Below are 22,198 nucleotides of genomic sequence, written 5' to 3'. Positions count from 1 at the left end.
CATTTCCCAACATCTCTCCGCTTGCAATTCTGAATAGTAGGTTATAAGCAATTTGACCTGCTCCTCCGGTCACCGCAATGCGCTTTATGGATTTCGACATAGCATTCCTCCTGGTCGTTTGATTGCATATTAAGATGAAACGGTGATTATTTCAAAAAAGTTATTTCAAAAATATCGATTGCCAGCAGAAATTCCGAAAGAAATTATAATGAATATATTTAATTTTTAATTTGTATTTTTCAGGCCAGATAGTAAGCCTATAAAATTATTTAAATATTCATTAAATTTTTTTTAAAATAATTGAGATGCTGAATTATTGATTTTTTTGTGTTCATCTATTACAAGAATTTTATGACATTAACAACGAATGGCTATTTATTAATTGAACCGGGAAATTTTTCGGAAAGCTTACAAAAAGCAGCTGATAAACTCGAAAAAGCATCTAATATTTCGAATCATTTAACTACCGCAAAAGAGGTGTATTTCGTGATGATATGATCTTGAATTAAATCAAAATTTGAATTTTTAAAATTAAAGAAAAATAGTAATTTAAATCGAAATATTTTCCATTAATTTCTAATGGAAAATTTTTTATAATGAAATATAGAACGTAAACTTTCGAAGCTTGAAACATGTTTTTAATTTATTAATTAACTCGAAATATTTATTAAATAATAAATCTCAATTAGAGGATGAAAGAATTTACACAAATTGCCTTAGGCATACTTCTTTCTTCGAATGGAGAGGAGAAATTCCAATTGATTTTGAACCGATCATTAAAAATTGCATGCTTTCACGCTTGAGTATCGATTTAAACGGCCTAAAGATCCGTTAAGATACACATCCTTCTAAAATGGGCAACTTATGGGAAAAGGTGGAATTCTCAGAGATACGTCGCTGATGGCAGTCATCATTAGCCAAATAAAGAATTGTTCGCGGCTTTTGAGTTAAGAAGCAATAGACAAAGTCAAGAGTTATAGAGATCAAACAGCACTGACATGTGCAATTTCCGAGGGTTTTGTTGTTATTGAAGAGCAATTAACGGCAAAAGATCCTGATGGTGACACCTGGCGAGACATCAATGTCAGAGGAAACAGATCAAATGCAAGATGCTTTCACCAAGATGTGTTGACGGAGAAGCCCATTTAGAAGATAGAATTTTTGAGATTTAGGGAGAAATGAACACCTTATTTCTTCCTGAGTGGGAAAGGATGTTGAAGTTCGTCCTTAAAAAGCTTTATTTTTTTGCATTTTTAAAATTACGTTCTTCAAATTTAATCTTCATTAATGTTATAATCCACACCTTTCATGCTTATTCAGTGCACGATATAGATTAAACGCTCTTTAAAAGGAATGGGATGACACAACCACTCACATTTGCTTCGAAAGAACAATTAAATATCATTGAGATTTTTTCTAGTGTTCAAGGAGAAACAAGTTTCGCTGGTCTACCGACGGCATTTATCCGGCTAGCGGCTTGCAATTTACGTTGCTCATGGTGCGATACCTCTTATTCTTTTGGAAGAGGGGATGTTTTCGGGCTCCCTCAAATTTTGGAAAAAGTCGATGAGTTTGGCTGTCGAAATGTTTGTGTAACAGGTGGGGAACCTCTTTTGCAAAAAAATGTGTATCCTTTGATGACACAACTTTGCGACAAAAACTATATCGTTAGTGTGGAGACTGGAGGATCTTTGTCTATTGAGGAAATCGATCCGCGAGTACATATTATCTTGGATATAAAATGTCCAGATAGCAACATGAGTGATCGCAATTTTTGGCCAAATTTAAGTGCTATACGCCCGGAAGATGAAGTCAAATTTGTCATCAATGGCTACCAAGATTACCTTTATGCGAAAGAAGTCTGTGAAAAGTTTCAGCTATTTTCACGAAAAATTCCTGTCTTACTATCTCCAGTATTTGATGTGTTGGACTCTAAAGAACTAGTGAATTGGGTTTTGCAAGATAAACTGCCAGTGCGTTTAAACATGCAATTACATAAATTTATTTGGTCTGCAACAACTCGTGGAGTTTAATATGAAAGCTATTGTGTTATTAAGTGGGGGATTAGATTCCGCTGTGATGCTTGCTCGTCTCCACGAACAACAAATCGAAACACTTGCAATTAGTTTTGATTATGGTCAGCGACATCGTGTTGAATTAGAATTTGCTAAAAAGATAGCGGATTTTTATGGTATTGAACATGAAGTAATTCCAATCGATCCTTTAATTTTTCGGGGTGGATCAGCCTTAACATCTTCAGAAACTCCCCAAAAAGGGAAGTCCAAAGAGGATATTCTAAAGCAAAGCATTCCCTTCACTTATGTTCCTGCACGCAACACCCTTTTTTTAGCTTATGCTTTGGCTAAAGCTGAAATGCACGAGGCTGATCAGATCCATTTTGGGTCTAATGCGATGGATTTTTTATCTTATCCAGATTGTCGTCCTGGCTATTTTGAAGCCGCGCAAGAACTTTTTAATCAAGCAACAAAGCAATCTGTAGAAGGAAAAGCCCCTCAAATCGTCACACCCCTTTTAAAGTGGACAAAAGAAGAGATTGTAAAAGAAGGTTATCGCTTAAAAGTCCCTTTTGAACTCACTTCTAGCTGTTATGATCCCACTGCAAATGGACAGCCTTGTCAACAATGCGATGCCTGTACATTGCGGCAAGACGCATTTCTTTCTATATCAGAAGTTAATTAAGACGAATTTCCAATTGATGTGACATCCCTTTTCTTACGCTAAAGAAAGGGGATAATCTTAACATCTTTTGCATGTCGTGACGGGCGTAGTGATTCCACTCTTTCATCTCTTCTTTTTCAAGCAGCTGAATCAAGTGATCTAGTTTATAATTTGTTTTAGGAGAATAGAAATAAGAGCGGGCTTTTTTTGTTAAATGGAGATAGATCTCAGCAGTCCTTTGATCCACACAAAAAAGACCTTGACCGACTTCATGTAGATAGGTGGCCAAGCAAAATTGATTGTCGTAAAAAAGTTCATTGAAGAAATTACTAGCGGAATGAGCGATTTTGAATGAATAAGAGATCTTTTGAAAGCGCTCCTTCAATTCTTGTAAAGTTGCAATGCCCGAACGATTTTGCATCCAAGGCTTGATAAATGCTTCCACTACTTCTTGCATGCGCTGATGAACACTTTCACTTTTTGCAGGGGATGTACAAAATTTTTTTACATCCAAGTACCACTCTTCTTTTTTTTGAGTATTTAATCTTCTCACTTCCACATTTTCAGCAGGGGAAAGCGAGAGAAGCTCGTTAAGATCAAATTTCTCCAAGAAAACATAGCTTTTTTTTCGATCATAAGCACCTACCAGACTTTTGATCCAAGAACCCCACCCTAAAGAATAATCACGTTCAGTTGAACGGTTTTTCACATATTTTTTGAGGGTTTGTTGGATTTCATCAATATGTCCTTGACCCATGCCTTTCAAGAAAATGAGGTCTTGTGTGTCAGCTTTTAAAAGATCTTGTATTAGGCATTTTCCATTTTTCTCTAAGCATTTCTCCGCATGTTGTGATAACCCTAGAATATGGATAGGTTCATCAAGAAAGATAGGAGAGATCCAATTGCGAAATCCGGGACCAAAATCAAATTCTAGCTGTTGTTTTTCATGGATAGTCACTTCAGAAACTGTTTCTGAAACAGAACTAGAGATTTTAGTTGGAGTTGATGTATTTAATTTTCGAATAGAATTTACATTAACGGTTTCTAACGCGTAGGTTTTTTCGAGTCCATGTGTGTAAGCTGTTTTATAGATGTCAGCAAATGGAACAGGTGTATTTGGGCTTAAAGTTTGTTTTGCTACCGTTTCTGCATTGGCATGAAAATAAGGAGGATTCGAAATCTGGAGATGTTCGGTACAAGGGATGAAATCTTCTTCGTTATCGTCTTTAGAAGTATTTACAAATTGATCGAACTGTTTTTTCAAATTTTCAAGTATAGGCATTATAAACTCGGATTATTAGCTCTTTTACTTATTTTTAAAGGAGTTGAGAAATAATAGAAACAAAAAATAATCCTAAACCACTTTAAAAATTAAAAACATCTTATTTTATTGTTCAGGATGCAGTGAGGACAAGAGGCATTGTTGAGAAGTTGTACCTTTAATGAATTTAATTTTTTAGTAATAGCCTTGCTCATGATTGTGGTTTATGCATAGTTCATTTAAAGAGGATTTTCTAAGGAGGCCGCAGCTTCCACAAGAAAGACTATAAAGCTTTATTCTATAAAATAAAAAGTAAAAAATGCTTTTAAAATAGCTTAAGGAGAGGGTTTATGGCATAACAAAAAATAATGGCTTTCACAAAATGAAAGCAGATGATGCTCTAACGAACTTAATAAAAGCCATATCTTCTTCATGAGAAGATATGGCTAAAATTAAAAATTAAGATTCATCAGAAGCGATAGTTGCTGTATGGCTACTTTCAAGCTGATTGATTAGATTTGTCAGCTCTTGTTTTTTTTCAGAAAATTCGTGTTCAATTTTTTCAATTTTTTCTTGCAATGACAACGTTTCACTTTCTTTTTGCGACATTAGATTTTGATAGTTGTGTTCCATTGAAGCAATTTTAAGTTCTCGTTCTTGTAGCAGCGACGTGAGATGTTCAATTTCTTTTTGAAGAATATTCGTTTGTTGGTGTTTCTCGAGTTCCGCATTTTCGTGAATAGCTAAGGCGAGCAAATAGTTACTTTGGAGTTCACGATGTTTGTCTTGTAAAAGCTGAACCTCATCTTCCACTTGCGAAATGTGTGTTTCTTTGCCTTGCAGTATAGAAGAAACGTGTTTCAATTCCCCATCTAAAGCACGTATTTCTTGTTCTCGATCTTCCTGGCTAGCTAAAGCGGAATGGAAGCTGCTGAGCAACTCACGATGTTTATCTTGCAAAAGCTGAACTTCTTCTTCCACATTGCTGATGTAACTCTCTTTATCCTGTAATAAGAATGAAAGCTGTTTGACTTCTCGTTCTTTTTGATCATGCTGAGCAATCGTTTGTTGAAGTTGTGTAGTAAAATCTTGCTGAGCATTTAAAGCCAATTGATAGCTTGCTTGCAGATCTTGATATTGATTTTGCAAGGATAGAATATCTTGCTCAGCATCTTTAATCAGCGTTTCTTTTTCCTGCAAAAGGGAAGCCAAATATTCGAATTCTTCTTGAATTTGATTTAACTCCAACTCTTTATCTTTCTGGCGTTCCGAAGCCTTGACAAGATCCTGTTGATGATTTTCTTGTGCTGCCATCGCCAATTGATAATCATCTTTAAGATGGTTTAAGTCTTGCTGCAGGTTTTGGATAAAATGTTCTTTGTCTTGTAAAGCAGAGGCTAAATACTCAAATTCTTCCTGAAGCAAAACGGCTTCTTGTTCTTTCTCTTTTTGTAGAGCTAAAGCGTGGATAAGCTCTTGCTCAGAGCCTTTTTGTGAAGCCAGAATCTCTTGATAGTTTTCTTTAAGCTGGAGGATCTCTTGTTCAAGATGACTAATGTGTGCTTCCTTTGTTAGGAGATTGGAAGCTAAATACTCAAATTCTTCCTGAAGCAGTAGGGCCTCTTGCTCTTTATCTTTTTGGAGGGCCAAGACACTCACGAGCTCTTGTTTAGATTCTTCTTGAGCAGCCAAGGCTTCTTTGTATGTTTCTTGAATCAGGTTTATTTCTTGCTCAAGATGAGTGATGTGGGCTTCTTTAGTTTGGAGGTCGGAAGCTAAATACTCAAATTCTTCCTGAAGTAAAAAAGCTTCTTGCTCTTTCTCTTTGTGTAGAGCGATGGCTTGCGCAAGCTCTTGTTTAGATTCTTCTTGAGCAGCCAAAACCTCTTGATAAGAAGTTTTGAGCAGATCCATTTCTTGCTCAAGATGAGTGATGTGGGCTTCTTTAGTTTGGAGGTCGGAAGCCAAATATTCAAATTCTTCCTGAAGTAAAAAAGCTTCTTGCTCTTTCTCTTTATGCAGAGCGATGGCTTGCGCAATTTGACTTCTTAATTCTTTTTGCAAACTCTCCTGTTGATCTCGAGTTGCAAGGTAGTGATCCTGTAATTCCCCATATTTTTGCTGAAGCAATAAGACTTCTTGCTCTACATTAAAAGCATAGAGTTCTTTTTGTTCGAGTAATTGTGTTGTGGATTGCAAATCATCTTTCAAAGCCGCTACATGCGCTTCTTTCTCTTTTTGCAGCGCAAGACTATTCTCAATTTGTTGATGTAATTCAACCTGTAAGGATTCTTGCTTTGATACAATTAGCTGGTAATTATTTTGAAGCTCTTCATTTTTAGCCTGCAAAAGTTGAATCGTTTGTTCTTTTTCTTGCAAAACGGAAGTTAAGTGTGAGAACTCTTCCTGAAGAAGCTTTGCTTCTTGCTCTTGTTCTTGTTGGCGTGTAAGAGTTTGCTCCATTTGGAAAGTAAATTCTTTCTGTGACATTTCTTGACTAGCAAGGACATCTTTTAATTGTAGGATTTCTTGTTCAAGCTGATCGTTATTGGTTTCTTTCTCATGCAAGGATAGAGTTAATTGCTCTAACTTTTCTTGTAGAAGAATTGCCTCAGCTTCTTTTTCCTTTTGCAAGGTAAGGGTGCTGTCAATTTGAGCTGATAATTCCTGTTGTAAACCTTCGTGCTGAGCAACAGCTAGCAAAGAATCTGTATGGAGTTCTTGATATTGCTCATGCAAAAGTTGCAATTCTTGTTCTATGCGGCCGACATATGTTTCTTTTTCTTGTAAGGCAGCTGTTAAGGATTCAAGGTCTGCTTGCAATTGCTGAGACTCTAGTTCTTTGTCTTTTTGTAAAATCAAAGCCATCTCTAATTGTGCTGCAGTGCGACTTAAAGCATTTTCGTTAGTCTCCAATGTTGCAAAATAGCTTTCTTGGAGGTCTTGATATTTTCCTTGCAGCAGTGCAACTTCTTGCTCAACATTTTCCATCCCCATTTGCTTTTCCGCTAGTAGAGTGCTGAGCTGATTGAGCTCATCTACATTTTTGAGATATTGGTGATTGAGCATTTCGTTTGCAGCAATTTGCAATTGGTAATCTTCTTGCAAACGCTTTATTGCTTGTTCTTCTGCTTGCACAGTTGCGTCTAATAAGGCGATTTTTTCTTCGGCATTTTTCAATGTTTCGGCCAAATGCAAATGACTGGTATGTTCTTTTTCTAGATTTTCAAGATTGGAGAGTGTTGCAAATAATTCTTTGACGAGTGTTTGAGAATGGGCGCGCTCATTTTCAATATTCTCTTGAAGAGACAGCTCTAATGTCTTAAGATTTTCAATTTCTTGATTCTGAGAAATGATAATTTGATCATATTCATTTTTTTCCCGCAGAAACTTTTCCAGTTCTTGAGACTTATTTTCTAAAAGAGCACCTTCTACTTCAGATGCCGTATAAAACTGATTAATTAAAGCTGTTTGCTCTTGGTGGTGCTGTTGCAATGCTTGGATTTCTGTCTGCAAAAAATGTGTCGATTTTTCATTTTCTGACAGGGCTTGCGTGTATAAATTCAGCAGTTGATCATACTCTTCTTTCATTGATGTCAATGCGAGCTCTCGTGCTTCTAATTCTTTATCAAGAGATTCAAATCTTTGCTGGATATCTGCAAGTTCTAGAAGTTTGTTGTCTGACTGTAGCAGCTCATCCGAGTATTTGTGTGTTTGGAATTTTTCAGCTGCTAAGCGCGTGTGTAAGGCTTCGTGAATCTGGCTTAGCGCGAGGATTTCATGATTCTTTTCTTCCAAAAGATTTTTAGATTTTTCAAGATCTTGTTGTAGGTTTACAATAATCTGTTGTTTATCTTGCAACGCGTTTTCTAACTCTTTTCGATATTGACGCGCATCTTGAATTTGAGCTCGTAAGGCTTCAATTTTTAGTTGCTGTTCAGGATTAGGTTGATAACCAAATAAGTCGACTTTTGTGTGCAATAGTTCGTATGAAAGGGCCTGTACTTCTTCGTTGAGGTTGGCAATCAGATATTGGCGATCGCTTGACTCTTCTTGCAATTGCTGGATGATTAAACTTTGTCGCGCCAGCTTTTCTTTTTCTGCGGCAGTTAACATGGCTGTTTGGGAGGGAATATACAAATCGGATTGGGAAGGTTGCTCCTGATTTATTTTACCACCTCGAATAACTTCAAATCCAATAATCCCCATTAGTACACATGTCACTACGCTTAGACCGATAGCTGTGGTTTTTTGCTTCTTTTTAGGGATGTAAGAAGGGGGCTCTGAAAAGCGGTTTGATTGATTTTCGGAATTTTCAGAACCTTCATGAGGGTTTTGAATGTTAGAATCTATTTTCATTGTTTTTTTCCATCAATTCATACGTTTTAATAGCGAAAGCAAGATTTGCAAGCATAATCCATAATCTCTCTGCTATTAAAAACTCAACATAAAATTTAAGCAAGGTTTTAACTCACGAAAGGAAAGCCATTGAAAAATTTATAAATAAACATTAGGATCTGGCCAAATGCTAGCATAAAATAATTGACTACCAGGATAACAAAGGGGACATATCATCATGGTTGAGCATCATCTTTATACTAACCGACTCATCCATCAAAAATCTCCCTATCTTTTGCAGCATGCTCATAATCCAGTTGATTGGTATCCATGGGGAGATGAAGCTTTTTTAGCCGCAAAGGAAGCAGATAAGCCCATTTTTTTATCTGTCGGTTATGCAACTTGCCACTGGTGCCATGTCATGGAGCAAGAATCATTTGAAAATTTAGAAGTAGCTCAAGCCTTAAATGAAGCTTTTATCAATATAAAAGTGGACCGCGAAGAACTGCCAGAAGTAGACAGCCTGTATATGGAGTTTGCTCAAAGCATGATGTCTGGTGCTGCAGGCTGGCCGTTGAATGTGATTTTAACACCGGATTTATATCCTTTTTTTGCTGCAACTTACCTTCCCCCAGTCAATAGCCATGGACTCATTGGCATGCTTGAGCTTGTAGAACGAATTCATGAAGCTTGGCAAGGTGACGAACGGGAACGCATTTTGATGCAATCTGAAAAAATCGTTGAAGTTTTTGAACAGCATGTGCACACCTCAGGAGAACTGTTGCCACCTCCCGAAGTCATCGAAAAAACCATTGAGATGCTCATCAAGTTAGCAGACCCTGTTAATGGTGGAATGAAAGGGGCTCCCAAATTTCCGATTGCTTATCAGTCTGTCTTTTTGCTCCGCTACTCCATGGAAAAAAAAGATAGTCGGCCTTTGTTTCTTGTTGAACGAACCTTGGAAATGATGCGCAGGGGAGGTATTTACGACCATTTAGGTGGAGGTTTTTCTCGTTACAGTGTAGACGAAGCTTGGCAAATTCCTCACTTTGAGAAAATGCTTTACGACAACGCTCTTTTGGCAGATTGCTATTTTGAAGCCTGGCAAGCGACCCAAAATCCACAGTATAAAAAAGTCTGTGAGGAAATTTTGCATTATGTATTGCGAGATATGTCTCATTTTCGCGGGGGCTTTTATTCGGCTGAAGATGCCGATTCAGAAGGCCATGAAGGGCGTTTTTATACGTGGACTTTAGAAGAAGTTGAAGAGTTGCTAGGTGGTGAAAATGAAAGTGAATTATTTGTTCATTATTTTGACATTACTCCCGAAGGAAATTTCGAAGGGAGGAATGTTTTACACACGCCTTTAAGCCTAGAAGAATTTGCGAAAAAGATGGGAATGGATGCCCAACAACTGGATCTTCTGTTCACCGAACAAAAACATATTCTTTGGAAAGCACGAGAAAAAAGAGTTCATCCGTTTAAAGATGATAAAATTTTAACAGCTTGGAATGGATTGATGATTCAAGCGATGGCAGAAGCTGGTTGTGCATTTTGTGATCAACGATTTCTATCGGCAGCGCAAAATAGTGCCAAATTCATTAAGGCAAAACTTTGGAATGAGCATGGCTTATTGCGTAGATGGAGAGATGATGAAGCCATGTTTTCAGCTGGGTTAGACGAATATGCTTTCTTGATCCGAAGTTTATTGACTCTATTTGAAGCAGGTTGCGGTACGGAATGGTTACAATGGGCATTAGAGCTCAATGAAATTCTGAAGAATCAATTCAAAGCTTTAAATGGTGCTTATTATCAGACTAACGGGCAAGACCTTTCGCTTGTCATTCGGAAATGTCAATTTTCAGACGGTGCAGAACCATCCGGAAATGCGATTCAATGTGAAAACCTTCTCCGTTTATATCAATTGACGCACGATTACAGTTATCTAGAAGATGCAAATGACATTCTTCGCGGAGTTTGGAAATTTATGGAACACTACCCCCCAGGATATTGTTATCATATGATGAATCTCCACAAATACTATGCCAAAGATCAGCTGCCTACTATTACAATAGCACTCAATAGCAAGGATTCACATTTTCAGGAATTGCGTCAGAATTTTTATCAAAAATTTATTCCTCACAAAGCAATCATTTGGAGACGTCCGGATGATGAGTTACTGTTTAATCTTTTGCCTTTTGCTCAAGAACAAATCCCATTAAATGATCAGACCACACTTTACATCTGTTATGACCGACGATGTGATCATCCGTTGGTCAATCTTTCGGAAATGCTTGAAGCTATCGCAAAGCTTTGAGCTTATGGTATAAAACGATTTTATTGAGCATCTTTTTTTGAGAGATCTTTAAGAATTTCCTTGAGCTTTACCGAAAAGATTTGCTAGTATGTCGCATCGAGTATGTGAGTAACTTGCAGTAGCTCTGGGGCTTCTCACTCTTTGCGCAATCAACGCATATAATTAATTCGACGTCGACGAAACGATAAATAAGGAGAAATTTTTTTATGGCTATAAGTTTATATTCAAATCAACAATCATTCGCGAAGCTTATTGAAGAAGCAAGCAAACAACTCACAGGCCACAGTGAATTACGTCTTTCATCTGGACTAAAAGTAAGAAAAGCAGGGTATGGCTTTATTGAATGGCTTCGCTCTATTTTTGGTGCAGATTCCACACGGGGCTATAAAAAAACAGCAGCTAAATTGGAAGCTTTGGCCCTAAAAAGAAGTGCAGAAATACCTTTTGAAGGCGTTTTACGCGATCAATTTAATGAAGGTTATAAAAATATTTTAGGAAAAGTTTTGCATATTACAGAAAAAGATGATGGTTCCTTAGAAGTTGATGCAAAGCTTACTAAAAATGTAAAGAAAACTGAAGCGATTAAGAAACGTTTCACTGACTCGCTTGATAAGGTGAAAAAAATTGAAGTTACAGAAGAAGCGAAAGAGATTCAACGTAAACAATTAGATATTTTAGATGAATTAGAAGCTCTCAAAGCTAATAAAGCTGCAAAAGCTCAAGAGATTACAGGCAAGCACGAAGAAATTTCTCAACGACAAAAAGCGATTGAGGATCTTCAAGCGCTTGAAGATAAAGATGAAGACGCGATAGCTGCAGCTAAAGAGTCTTTAAAAGAATTAAGTGACCAGCTATCACGTTTAGAAGAAGAAAATGATGCGTTAGCTATTTCACAAAAGACTAAAGAAGAAGAGCGTACAAAAAATCATGCTGCTCTAATCGCATTTCAGGTGAAGAAAAAACCTGCAACGTCTAATACTAAACCTAAAGCAGATCCTAAAAAAGACTAATTTCTCATTTAGGTAAATGGATAACTCCTTCCTAGAAAGGGGTTATCCCTACTATCCTCTCCAAATTACCTTGCATCATGTTTTTATTATGAAAGTTTTTTGAATGAATGGTCCGTCTTTGACATTTCTGTTTGTGACAAATAAAAGTCTTATGCGAACTACTCCAAGATAGTAAAGCACAAAATGCCATCGAAGGGACGTTTTGCGCTCATACCTGTCCATTTCCAAAAGGTACAAGGTCTCCAAGAATCTCGTTTTTATGACAAAACGCCTTCTTTGGAAGAGAAAAAGAGCATTATATTTTACCTATACTCGTCTTTTTTTGATCAGAAACCAGAAGTACAATTTTTCTTACAGTTTCTATTGCTTCAGACTTTTGCGTAAAACCAGAGACACTTACTGAATACGTATTTAACTTTAAAAGAGTTTCCCGTTGCAATTCATTATTGTAATCTATGTTGTAAATGCTATTTTTAAAAACTTTCAAGATTTGCATCGACTCAAAAATCTCAATTATTTTTTTTACGCAACCTAATGTATTTAAGGGAGAAGCAACTATAGAATGTGAAAAATCTGGTAGCGATTGATGAGCTTTATCTAATTCATTTATATAATTATTTAAAAGAAGAGATTTAATCTTTTTGCGAAAAAAAGAGACGTCGTCTCCATAACCTAAAACAACGTCGTCAATAGGATGTTTAACAACATCAATCATGCCTAATTTAGATAAAACATTACCGTCATGAGTCCAAATGCCAAAGTGTTGAGATTTACCCATATAGCTATAAACAGCCAAATCTCCTGGAGATGGTTCTTTTACTTCTTCATAGCCCCAGCTTGCAAGATAATTTTTACTATCATTGAAAAATTCAGCAGGCCATTTAGCGAATTCTGAGTTAAATATATAGGGGAACGACTTTTCTTCATTAAGTAGATAGAAGGCGAAATCATAACAATATGAAACTCGCTTATTAGATATATATTCTTCATAATTAGACACTTCTGCTATCTGAAAATCTTCTTTAGAAAGAAAATGGTCAGGCTGTTTAATGACAAGAGGATTTTCATATAAAATTTGCTCAATTATTTCTTTAAATATGCCGCCAATTTTATTGAATAAATCAGATCGCAGTTGATGGTCATTAAGTTGAGAAATTACTTCATTGCTGATTACGTCTACTTTAGCTGAAATTCTTACTCCTTCTTCATGACTCAAATAGCGACCCACCTTATCTTTAAAGCGGTCAGCAAACCATTTAATTTTCTTTATTGCATCTGACTTTTGCCATACAGCGGGACTAATATTGGATTCAGATTTAGATGCGGTATCTTCGGCCAAAAAACGGTAGCTTGACGCAAGCTGTTCAACCGCTGACAAGCACGTTCTTCTTTCGTTTACAGGCAAATGGACACTCATAATATAACTCTTTTTATTAAAGTTTATAAAATTTAAAACACATCAAGAATTATTTTCTGTGTGCCAATATAATAAAGTTCTTATTTCTGAATTAACAGTAAACTAGAAAAAAACATAACATTCTCTAAATTTAAGAGTCTATAGCATTTTTCTTATTCCAGCCGTGGACCCAACATAGACATTAAATCACATGATATCACATATAAGCTATTTTGACATTGAAGCAATCGCCTACCCTATCCCTAGATAGGTGTGTAGTTGCTCGCCTAAAAGGCTATCATTTTGACTCATTTTGATCACAACAAGAAGTTGAAGATTGGCTTTAGACATTGAAAGACAAATTAAGCAAGTTTAGCAGGGACAAAAACCAGCACACACCTATTCTGAGCTCATTGATCATTTTATCAATAATGGAGTACTTAAATATCACTGCTCCGCTAAAGATTCAGTCCGTCATCTCAGTTATTGGAGAGAGACTAGAGAATTTTACAAATTAAGAATGTGTCAAATCTTTTATTAGACAATTTAACACCTTCGCCAATTACTTTATATTCATCTATAAAATGTTTCTTTCGATCACGTTTTGCGCATAATCAATTAATTTAAATTTAATTATGTAAGTATGGTTTTTGTGGGTTTTGTTTGTTTTTTTGTAAAAATATAATTTACTTTATTATAAATGTTGTGTAAAATTATGTTTTACAAAAACTTTAATTAATAAAAGGTGTAATTATGAATTCTTTTTCTAGTTTAGGTGCTGATTCTATTTTAAATTCCAACTGCATTGATCATTTTAAAAAAATTGCATCTAGCGTAAAAGTGTATGGCACTGGCGAGGAAGTTGTTGATTGGCCACAATCACGTAAAATAGATAGAATTTTGTATCTTCATACACCTGAAGGGGAAAAACAGAGCTCTCTTTTAGACGATCTCAAACCCAAAAGTTGTGTAATTGATATGGGAGCAGGTCGCGGGATGTTTTTACTTGATTTAAAGAATTTGCAAAAAGACTTAAGTGTTATCGGAGTTGGAGTTACTAAATTAGATCAGAGAATAATTAATGATAATTTAACTGACAATGATTCTATTTATTATGGATATGTTCCTGAAATAACTGAATTATTGAGAAATCATTATCAAAGTGTTGATCTTATAATGGAAACATATGGCCCTTTGACTTACGCAGAGAATCCTTTACATGTATTAATTTTTATTGGGTTACTTCTAAATGAAAATGGTTCTTATTCCTGCATGTCATCTACGACATCAGAACTTCCCAAACATGTTTTTTCAACGAATGAAACTGTGGCAAAAATTGCCGATTTCTTTGAAGAAAATATGGGGATTAAACTTGAATTTTCTCAAAAAGAAATTGACTCTGAAGCTTATCCAGGCAAGCGTTGTACTGATTTTCAATTTCGAATGAAACCCATTAAAGATAATCCCATTTGGAAAAAACTTGGAGAAAATACTCCCGATACTATTTGGGATAGGCTCAAAAATGAAGCGGATCAAAAATTCGGAGAACCACAAAAAGAAGCTGCTTGGTATAGTGCAGGTGGATTTTCCATTTCTGCTAAAAAATATTTATAAAAACGGGAATAAAATAGTAAATTGAAATTCGTGGTTAAGTATTGCAATTTAGTGATCTATCTAAAAATCGCCAGAACTCTGGCCATGAATCCAATTTGCTGTTTACGGCATATTTTCTCAAATCTTATACATTGAGGAAGCCGAGTAGGCCCGTTTACAACGAACGGGCCTTTAAACTTTTATTGCTCTTGTGGTTTTGAGGGTTCAGGCATTGATACAATGCGGATATCCCTTTGTGGGAAAGGCATTGAAATCTGGTTTTCACGCAAAACAGTTTCTATCATACTTAAGTAAGTTGAAAGAACATTTTTTGCTTGGCGAGCTGCTCGCTCATCAATCCATACCAACAATTCTAAGTCCAATCCACTATCACCAAAGCGAGTTAAATAAACTGTGGGTTCTGGAATACCTGTTCTTAATAAGGTCAATGGTTCCTTTTTTGCGGCTTCTGTAATCAAACCAACAACAAGTTCTTTATCCGATCCATACGCGACACTGAAGGGAATGTGGATCCGTCGAAATGGATCGCTTAGAGTCCAATTTGTTACTTTTGTGGTGACTAGATCGGCGTTAGGGACCAACACTTCAATTCCGTCGGGAGTGCGTAAAATAGTGCTGCGGACATTGATCGCGCGCACTTCTCCTCTCACTCCATTTTCTAGCTCGATCACATCGCCAATCTTTAAGTTGCTTTCAAACAGAATAATCAAGCCAGAGACAAAATTATTAAAGATAGATTGTAATCCAAACCCTAATCCCACACCGAGTGCACCGGCTACAAGTAAAAGATTGGAGAAGTCGAATCCAATGGTCGAGAGTGCAATAAGAGTTCCGATTAGAAGAATCAAATAGTGAATCAAGCGATTGATTCGATAAAGAACAGATTGTTGAACACCCCGTCTTTTTGCTCCGATTGTGGTAAGCGCACTTACAACTAATCGAGAGACCCAAAATGTTAAAAATAAAATAGCCAAGAAGCGAAGGAGCGAAAACGTTGTAACGGGGTAGGTTCCTACGTAAAAGAGGGTGTGCCCCATTGATTCCACGAGAGAGGAATAAGTGGCCCCGAGGTAAGAAAAGAAACCGTTAATCCATTGAGTGTGCTGATTAACAAAAGGAGAGATGTTATCCTCAAAACTTTCCAAAAGGAAGGATGTATCCGATAGGGCGGCTTCAAGATTTGAAATGGACTGTAGGTTTTTTTTCCCAATATTTACCAATTCGTCATGAAGGTGACTGGAATCTTCTTTTTGTTTTTGATTCGAAGGCTCGGTTAGGCACAAGACTTGTTCATTTCTTTGGGAGATCCCTTCCGCGCGTTTTCGCCATTCTGCAAAAAGGTTTTCATCATTGTCTAAGGTTTGCCTCCACTCTTTTCCTTGCTGATTAAATGCTGCTAAAGTGCTTTCATCAGGGCTTTGCGTCACAAGTTTGGACAAATTAAACATCAGAGCTGCTTTGATATATTGAAGTTGAGCGCCGGCTTCTTCTATTGCTGCCTCGAATCCATGTAGAATGGAGAGTTGTTTTTTGACTTCGTTGACATCGCATGAATTGAGTAGGGAAGCTGTCATAAAATTGGAGTCTTTTGTACTGGCGATCTGCTTTCTTTCTTCCCATTCTTTTTGAGTAGCTAGCATTTGTTGTTCAAATTTTGCCACTTCGGCATGGCTACTGACCAAATGTTTTTCAGCAAAATCTTCTTCATTTTTACGTAAGCTTAAAACAGTTTTGATATTTTCGTAATTCTGATTAAGAATCTCTAAGCTTTTTTTATTTAACTCTAATTCAGTACGCGTAGCGATCCAGTCCAATCCTTGTAAAAATTTGCTTTCTGAATAGGTAGAAGACTTATCGTAGTTCAAGATTAGCTTATCGACTTTCTCTTGAATTTTTTGAATCAGCTGAATTTTTTGATCCCGATCTTCTTCTGTAATTTTGAGTTCTATCCGATTTTTCCCAAGTGCATGGTGAATATCAATTAAGCGATCGATCGAATAAGTTGCAGCCATTGGCGCGACAATTTCAAGGGGCTTTGCTTTTGCAGCCGCATCTTTTAAAGATTGAAGATTATTTTTGATGTTTTCCATCAACTTTTGCGCTTCTTCCTGATTCTCAGGTGAAAGCTGGTCGATTTGTTTTTTTAATGAACTAAAAAAATCTTCGATATGGTTTGACTGAAGATTGCCGGCGTGCTCAAAATCCTCCCACCATTTATGGGATAGATTGGCTGGATCAGGAATCTCTGTACGTGAAGTTGTTTCTAGATCATTTGCAGACAGAATTCCAAAAGTTAATGAAAAGATCAGATAAAATGGAAGGAACAGATTCATAATCATTTAATTTCTTTAGGTTACTTATTTAAATTAACAATTCAATGAGAAAGATCCCTTATCTCTCGCGAAATGTTGAAATCACAAAGGAATCAGAGTATACTGGATCTTTCCCAAGAATAGGAGAGTTAACCTCATGACACAATACATTTTTGATCCAATCGCACAATTAACAGAAGAACTTCAAATCCCAGCCCGAAACATCTCAGCCGTTATCCAGCTTCTTAAGGAGGGAAATACAGTCCCCTTTATTGCACGTTATCGAAAAGAGGTGACAGGGAATTTGGATGAAGTGCAGATTAGAGATGTTCAAGAGCGTTATAATTACTTAAGTGAATTGGAAGAGCGTAAACAAACAATTCTTCAATCGATTTCTGAACAAGGAAAATTGACGGACGCATTGAAAGCGCAGATTCTGGCGTGTCAGACAAAAAATGGACTAGAGGATTTATATCTTCCTTATAAGCCAAAAAGAAGAACGCGTGCATCTATTGCACGTGAAAAAGGACTCGAACCTTTAGCAGAAAAAATGCTGGCCCAGCCTATTGGAGAAAATGCTCTAGAGTTTGCTGCTTCTTTCATTAATGTGGAAAAAGGTGTTGAAACTGCTGAAGATGCTCTACAAGGAGCGCAAGATATTCTAGCTGAACAAATTGCAGAAACAGCCGCCATTCGAGCGCTTGTCCGTGAAGAGTTTGCGACAAGAGGAATGCTTGTTTGTCAAGTTGTGGAAGGCAAAGATCAAACGGCAACGAAGTATGAACAGTATTATCAATATCAAGAAAAAGTTGCGAACATTCCTTCCCATCGCTACCTGGCTATTCGCAGGGGTGAGCGTGAGGGAGTATTAGATTTTCATCTAGAAGTAGAAGGCGCACCTCTTTTACATGAAATTTCCCGTATTCTAAAATTAAATCTAGCTTCTTCTTATCATGAGTATCTGAGCTTGGCGATTGCCGATGGTTATAAACGCTTGCTCGTTCCGTCTGTTGAAACAGATTTACGTGTGGAATTAAAAGTGAAATCGGATCGCGATGCAGTGCATATCTTTGCTGAAAATTTGCGCAATCTTTTACTCAGCGCTCCCCTAGGTGAGCACAGTGTAATTGGTGTTGACCCTGGTATTCGCACGGGATGTAAATGTGCAACCATCGATGCCACAGGGAAATTTTTGGACAACATGACCATCTATCCTTTTACTGGAGATGTTGAAAAAGCTGCTCGTGATTTTCTTGCGTTTCTAAATAAACATTCTCCGTTTGCGATTGCGATCGGAAATGGGACGGGTGGAAGAGAAACAGAGGCTTTTGTAAGAAAAATATTATCAGACCACGGTAAGGGTTCGGTCTTAGTTATTTCTGTCAGCGAAGCTGGTGCTAGTGTTTATAGTGCATCCGATGTCGCTCGGGAAGAGTTTCCTGATCTCGATTTAACTGTACGAGGCGCAATTTCTATTGCGCGCAGATTACAAGATCCTCTTGCAGAACTTGTTAAAGTCGATCCTAAAGCTATTGGAGTTGGACAATATCAACACGACGTATATCAGCAGCTTTTACACGATCAACTATCGCAAGTTGTGGAAAGTTGTGTAAACCATGTCGGCGTAGAACTGAATACAGCAAGTGCTCCATTACTCTCTTATGTGTCAGGCATTGGAGCCTCGGTCGCTACTAAAATTGTCAAATATCGGGAACAGTTTGGTGCTTTTAAAAAGCGTCAGCAACTGTTATCTGTGCCAGGACTAGGACCTCGGACTTTTGAGCAAGCCGCGGGATTTCTCCGTGTAAGGGGAGGGGAACACCCACTTGATGCTTCGGCCGTTCACCCTGAGCGTTATTCCCTAGTCGAGCAAATGGCGCAAGATTTACAGATTCCTTTAAATGAACTTTGTTCCAACGTGAATTTGGTTAAACAAATTGATTTAAAGCGTTATGTAACCGATCAGGTTGGATTACCCACGTTACAAGATATTGTGGAAGAGCTTAAAAAGCCCGGAAGAGATCCTCGCGCCAGCTTTGAATCTGCAAAATTCCGTGAAGATGTTTTAACTCTCCAAGATTTAAAAGAGAAGATGCAGCTAGAAGGCATTGTCACAAATGTAACGGCATTTGGGGCTTTTGTGGATATTGGTGTTCACCAAGATGGCCTGATTCACATCTCAGAATTATCAGACCAATTCATTAAAGATCCTTCAGAAGTTGTGAAAACAGGGGATAAAATTAAAGTGACGGTTTTAAGCGTGGATATTGAGCGGAAGCGGATTTCCCTTTCGGCTCGTTCACAAAGTGGATCTGCACCAAAAAGTCTAGCCACTAAAGGCAAAGAGTTTAATCGGCAAGCTCCCAAACCCGCTCCTAAGAAATTTTCTAACAACCCCTTTGCTAATTTATGAAAAAATGGCATGTGATTTTATACGAGTGCGCCCTGGCAATAGCCGGGGTCTGTGCACTACCTTGGCTCATTTACCAAGCGATTTTCAAAAAAAAATATCGAAAGAGTTTTTGGAAACGACTGGGATGGGGCTTTCCCGCTATTCAAAAAGAACAGCGAACTGTTATTTGGATGCATGCTGTTTCAGTCGGAGAAACAAAAGCTATTATAGGTTTGGCAAGATTATTTAAAGAGCGCTTTTCCAATTCTCTTTTGATTATCTCATCCATTACAGAAACGGGACATGAAGAAGCACAGCGCAGCCTGCCTTTTGCGGATCATCATGTTTATCTGCCCTTTGATTTTGGATGGATGATTAAGCCGATCATCAAAAGAATTTCCCCTGACATTGTGATCCTGTCTGAAACAGATTTTTGGTTTAATTTTTTGCATCAGGCCAAACAATCTGGGGCGTTTCTTTCTGTTGTGAATGGAAAATTATCTGAGCGGTCTCTAAAAAGATACCAAATGCTCGGATCCTTTTCTCTGTTTTCGCTATTTGATTTATTTTGCTTACAGAATACTCAGTATCAAAATCGGTTTTCCTCTTTAAACATCCCTCTAACCAAACTCAGTGTGACGGGTAATTTAAAATGCGGGACTATGCTACCACGTCTTTCAGAGCAAGAAATTGTCGATTGGAGGGAAAAGCTAGGGTTTTCCACACAAGATCTTGTCCTAACAATCGGATCTACGCATGATCCAGAAGAGCGAGAGCTTTTAGAGCAATTACAACCGCTTTTACAAAAGTTTCCACAGCTTAAGATTTTGCTAGTCCCTAGACATCCAGAAAGATGTGAACAGGTTGCGCAATTGTTACATCAATCTGATATTCCTTATGAAAGGTATAGTGCAAATGCATCTAAAGAACAGGCCAGAGTCCTACTGGTGGATGCCATGGGGGTTTTGCTGAAGTGCTATCAATTATCAGATGTTGCTATTGTAGCGGGTAGTTTTATCGAGAAGGTGGGAGGACATCATATCTTAGAACCTTCCTACTATGAAGTGCCCGTGTTATTCGGTCCGCATATGCATTCTCAAAGAGAATTTGAGGCGCTTTGCCTTGAGCATGGAGCCGGTCTTCAAGTCAATTATGAAGATATTGCACACTCGGTTGAAATGCTTTTAAATGATGAAGCCTTACGTAAAAGCATCGGAAAAAAGGGATTTCAATTGATGCTAGAACTGCAAGGTGCGCACGAAGTCACATTTAAAACGCTGCAACAGCATCTTAAACGCATTTAAACGCAATTTGAGCAACTATTTTTTCTTTTTTTTTATTTTACTTGAATCTAAATGTGATTCTTTGTTATGTTGTTATTTCTTGATCGTTAAGATCGTGTTATCGCGGGGTGGAGCAGGGGTTAGCTCGTTGGGCTCATAACCCAAAGGCCGGAGGTTCGAATCCTTCCCCCGCTATTTTGTGGCGGTATAGCTCAGTCGGTAGAGCAATGGAATCATAATCCATGTGTCGTCGGTTCAAGTCCGGCTGCCGCTAAATCGTTTTAAGTCCGAATGATTAATCTAACCTATTAATCAGCAAGTTCGGCAATCATTTATCGCGGGGTGGAGCAGGGGTTAGCTCGTTGGGCTCATAACCCAAAGGCCGGAGGTTCGAATCCTTCCCCCGCTATTTTTCCCCTAATCACCAATCCTACTCATTCTTCAGTCAATTAGCTCTTCATCCTTTGTTTTTTTTCTAAAGCTAACTTCACCGGAAACTAATTCATCATTTTCAAATTTTCCTTGCATGATATAGGTATGCCCGATGATTTTGCCTTCAATTAAGGAATCATTGCAGAATTTTCCTTCACAGATCTCATTGTCTGATGACGTTTTATAGCCCTCGATCAATTTTCCATGCAAAAATTGGCCTCTCCAAATGTCGCCATCTGCATAAAAAATCGTTCCTCTACCATTTAATCCTCCTTTGCTTTCGTTAAATGTTCCTTCGCAAATACCACTAGAATAAGTACAAAGATTTTTTAGCTTGGCAAGTTCATTTTCAATCTTCTGGATGATGATCGAATTTTGACCGTGATCCATGAGGTATTGACAGGCTTTTTCCCATTCTCCGATATGGGCTTTTTTGACTATCAAGGAGGGATGCCAAACAGTGATTTCTCTGTGAGTAAGTAATCTTCTCTTCACGTCTTTCTCAAAAATATAAAATCTCTTGGCAAAAGCCTGAATTTTTAAACTCTGATCTGATGCAATCGCTTGCAATGTTTGACATGTCCCAGCTAGAAGAGCCAGCGTTTTAAGATCACAGTATGAAAATATGAAAAGCTGCAGCTTACTAGGGAGTTCAAGGAATTTTTTTTGAGTCTCTTGTTGAGTGTGGATGTCAGAAATCATTGTCGTGTCCTCATAGTTCGTTGGTTCGGTATTCTTTTGCGAATACAAACATCGCTGAATAAGTTCAAGAATTCCTTCAAGGGTAGATTGGATGAGGGCTTACACAGGCAAATGTGAATACTGTTTTTTGTATCAAACTAAACAAATTATGCTTATAACAGAGTGTTTATCTGGAAATTTTTTCTTAATAATAAACCCACCCAAGTTGCGTATAACTAACCCAACTCTCGTAGTTATACGCAACTTGGGTTATTTAATGATAAAAACCATTTAGAATCTTTAATTTTTCTTATTCGAGAATTTCTTATAAAAAGGCTCCAATTAGATCTTCACCCAAAAAAGTTGATTATTAGAAAATTGACTCAAGGAATCGATTTCGTGGGCTATGTTCTTTTTTTTAAGCATACTTTAGTGCGAACACGAACAAAGCAGCGGATGAAAAAGCGACTAAAAGAGGCGTAC

Annotated in this window: 12 protein-coding genes, 3 tRNA genes and 1 pseudogene; 10 read left to right on the top strand and 6 right to left on the bottom strand. The window is 37.4% G+C overall.

Annotated elements, in window-relative coordinates; translation table 11 throughout:
- Nucleotides 1-100 (bottom strand): annotated as a pseudogene (locus AB7E63_RS10165) (malate dehydrogenase); the annotation flags it as partial.
- Nucleotides 101-1,358: 1,258 nt separating this feature from the next.
- On the opposite strand from AB7E63_RS10165, the gene AB7E63_RS10160 reads away from it, so the two are divergent.
- Nucleotides 1,359-2,033 (top strand): radical SAM protein, encoded by a 675-nt coding sequence (locus AB7E63_RS10160; protein ID WP_006340263.1) that lies wholly within the window; start codon nt 1,359-1,361, stop codon nt 2,031-2,033.
- 1 nt (nt 2,034) lies between these two features.
- Complete coding sequence (gene queC, locus AB7E63_RS10155; RefSeq protein ID WP_428419402.1) at nt 2,035-2,700, top strand: 7-cyano-7-deazaguanine synthase QueC; 666 nt, start codon at nt 2,035-2,037, stop codon at nt 2,698-2,700.
- Here queC and AB7E63_RS10150 read toward each other — a convergent pair.
- The gene (locus AB7E63_RS10150; RefSeq protein WP_006340261.1) at nt 2,693-3,961 is read right to left on the bottom strand and encodes a DNA-directed RNA polymerase subunit alpha C-terminal domain-containing protein; all 1,269 of its coding nucleotides are present in this window, start codon (nt 3,959-3,961) and stop codon (nt 2,693-2,695) included. The genes queC and AB7E63_RS10150 overlap by 8 nt on opposite strands.
- A gap of 438 nt (nt 3,962-4,399) precedes the next feature.
- Complete coding sequence (locus AB7E63_RS10145; protein ID WP_428419400.1) at nt 4,400-8,299, bottom strand: hypothetical protein; 3,900 nt, start codon at nt 8,297-8,299, stop codon at nt 4,400-4,402.
- Nucleotides 8,300-8,516: 217 nt separating this feature from the next.
- On the opposite strand from AB7E63_RS10145, the gene AB7E63_RS10140 reads away from it, so the two are divergent.
- Both AB7E63_RS10140 and AB7E63_RS10135 read left to right on the top strand, forming a co-directional pair.
- Nucleotides 8,517-10,595, top strand: a complete 2,079-nt coding sequence (locus AB7E63_RS10140) for a thioredoxin domain-containing protein (protein WP_006340259.1) — start codon at nt 8,517-8,519, stop codon at nt 10,593-10,595.
- Nucleotides 10,596-10,801: 206 nt separating this feature from the next.
- On the top strand, nt 10,802-11,605 hold the full coding sequence (locus tag AB7E63_RS10135) for a hypothetical protein (protein ID WP_059358694.1): 804 nt from the start codon (nt 10,802-10,804) through the stop codon (nt 11,603-11,605).
- Between the two features lie 295 nt (nt 11,606-11,900).
- On the opposite strand, the gene AB7E63_RS10130 is transcribed toward AB7E63_RS10135, so the two are convergent.
- Entirely contained in the window at nt 11,901-13,022 is a 1,122-nt protein-coding gene (locus AB7E63_RS10130; RefSeq protein WP_059358695.1) for a hypothetical protein, read from the bottom strand.
- A 732-nt stretch (nt 13,023-13,754) separates the two neighbouring features.
- On the opposite strand from AB7E63_RS10130, the gene AB7E63_RS10125 reads away from it, so the two are divergent.
- Nucleotides 13,755-14,615 carry a hypothetical protein gene (locus tag AB7E63_RS10125; RefSeq protein ID WP_059358696.1) on the top strand — a complete coding sequence of 287 codons (861 nt, stop codon included), beginning with the start codon at nt 13,755-13,757 and terminating at the stop codon, nt 14,613-14,615.
- A gap of 179 nt (nt 14,616-14,794) precedes the next feature.
- Here AB7E63_RS10125 and AB7E63_RS10120 read toward each other — a convergent pair whose 3' ends face one another.
- Nucleotides 14,795-16,954, bottom strand: a complete 2,160-nt coding sequence (locus AB7E63_RS10120) for a mechanosensitive ion channel family protein (RefSeq protein WP_013924944.1) — start codon at nt 16,952-16,954, stop codon at nt 14,795-14,797.
- A 130-nt stretch (nt 16,955-17,084) separates the two neighbouring features.
- On the opposite strand from AB7E63_RS10120, the gene AB7E63_RS10115 reads away from it, so the two are divergent.
- The 5 genes from AB7E63_RS10115 to AB7E63_RS10095 all read left to right on the top strand — a co-directional run bounded on the left by AB7E63_RS10115 (nt 17,085) and on the right by AB7E63_RS10095 (nt 21,011).
- The gene (locus AB7E63_RS10115) at nt 17,085-19,340 is read left to right on the top strand and encodes a Tex family protein (RefSeq protein WP_006340255.1); all 2,256 of its coding nucleotides are present in this window, start codon (nt 17,085-17,087) and stop codon (nt 19,338-19,340) included.
- Entirely contained in the window at nt 19,337-20,623 is a 1,287-nt protein-coding gene (locus AB7E63_RS10110) for a 3-deoxy-D-manno-octulosonic acid transferase (protein ID WP_006340254.1), read from the top strand. The genes AB7E63_RS10115 and AB7E63_RS10110 overlap by 4 nt, the downstream gene beginning before the upstream one ends.
- A gap of 101 nt (nt 20,624-20,724) precedes the next feature.
- A tRNA-Met gene (locus tag AB7E63_RS10105) sits at nt 20,725-20,797 on the top strand.
- 6 nt (nt 20,798-20,803) lie between these two features.
- Nucleotides 20,804-20,876, top strand: a tRNA-Met gene (locus AB7E63_RS10100).
- A gap of 62 nt (nt 20,877-20,938) precedes the next feature.
- Nucleotides 20,939-21,011 (top strand) — tRNA-Met (locus AB7E63_RS10095).
- A 32-nt stretch (nt 21,012-21,043) separates the two neighbouring features.
- On the opposite strand, the gene AB7E63_RS10090 is transcribed toward AB7E63_RS10095, so the two are convergent.
- Entirely contained in the window at nt 21,044-21,736 is a 693-nt protein-coding gene (locus tag AB7E63_RS10090) for an F-box-like domain-containing protein (RefSeq protein WP_006340760.1), read from the bottom strand.
- Nucleotides 21,737-22,198: the final 462 nt, after the last annotated feature.

The sequence above is a fragment of the Parachlamydia sp. genome, assembly GCF_050255895.1.
GTDB classification, from domain to species: domain Bacteria; phylum Chlamydiota; class Chlamydiia; order Chlamydiales; family Parachlamydiaceae; genus Parachlamydia; species Parachlamydia acanthamoebae.
The sequence above is the reverse complement of the archived record's forward strand: the minus strand, read 5'-3'. Positions and strand labels throughout refer to the sequence as shown.

Bases quoted from the DNA above. Each gene is read 5' to 3' on its own strand.
- AB7E63_RS10160 (WP_006340263.1), top strand. From the start codon at position 1,359: ATGACACAACCACTCACATTTGCTTCGAAAGAACAATTAAATATCATT.
- queC (WP_428419402.1), top strand. From the start codon at position 2,035: ATGAAAGCTATTGTGTTATTAAGTGGGGGATTAGATTCCGCTGTGATG.
- AB7E63_RS10150 (WP_006340261.1), bottom strand. From the start codon at position 3,961: ATGCCTATACTTGAAAATTTGAAAAAACAGTTCGATCAATTTGTAAAT.
- AB7E63_RS10145 (WP_428419400.1), bottom strand. From the start codon at position 8,299: ATGAAAATAGATTCTAACATTCAAAACCCTCATGAAGGTTCTGAAAAT.
- AB7E63_RS10140 (WP_006340259.1), top strand. From the start codon at position 8,517: ATGGTTGAGCATCATCTTTATACTAACCGACTCATCCATCAAAAATCT.
- AB7E63_RS10135 (WP_059358694.1), top strand. From the start codon at position 10,802: ATGGCTATAAGTTTATATTCAAATCAACAATCATTCGCGAAGCTTATT.
- AB7E63_RS10130 (WP_059358695.1), bottom strand. From the start codon at position 13,022: ATGAGTGTCCATTTGCCTGTAAACGAAAGAAGAACGTGCTTGTCAGCG.
- AB7E63_RS10125 (WP_059358696.1), top strand. From the start codon at position 13,755: ATGAATTCTTTTTCTAGTTTAGGTGCTGATTCTATTTTAAATTCCAAC.
- AB7E63_RS10120 (WP_013924944.1), bottom strand. From the start codon at position 16,954: ATGATTATGAATCTGTTCCTTCCATTTTATCTGATCTTTTCATTAACT.
- AB7E63_RS10115 (WP_006340255.1), top strand. From the start codon at position 17,085: ATGACACAATACATTTTTGATCCAATCGCACAATTAACAGAAGAACTT.
- AB7E63_RS10110 (WP_006340254.1), top strand. From the start codon at position 19,337: ATGAAAAAATGGCATGTGATTTTATACGAGTGCGCCCTGGCAATAGCC.
- AB7E63_RS10090 (WP_006340760.1), bottom strand. From the start codon at position 21,736: ATGATTTCTGACATCCACACTCAACAAGAGACTCAAAAAAAATTCCTT.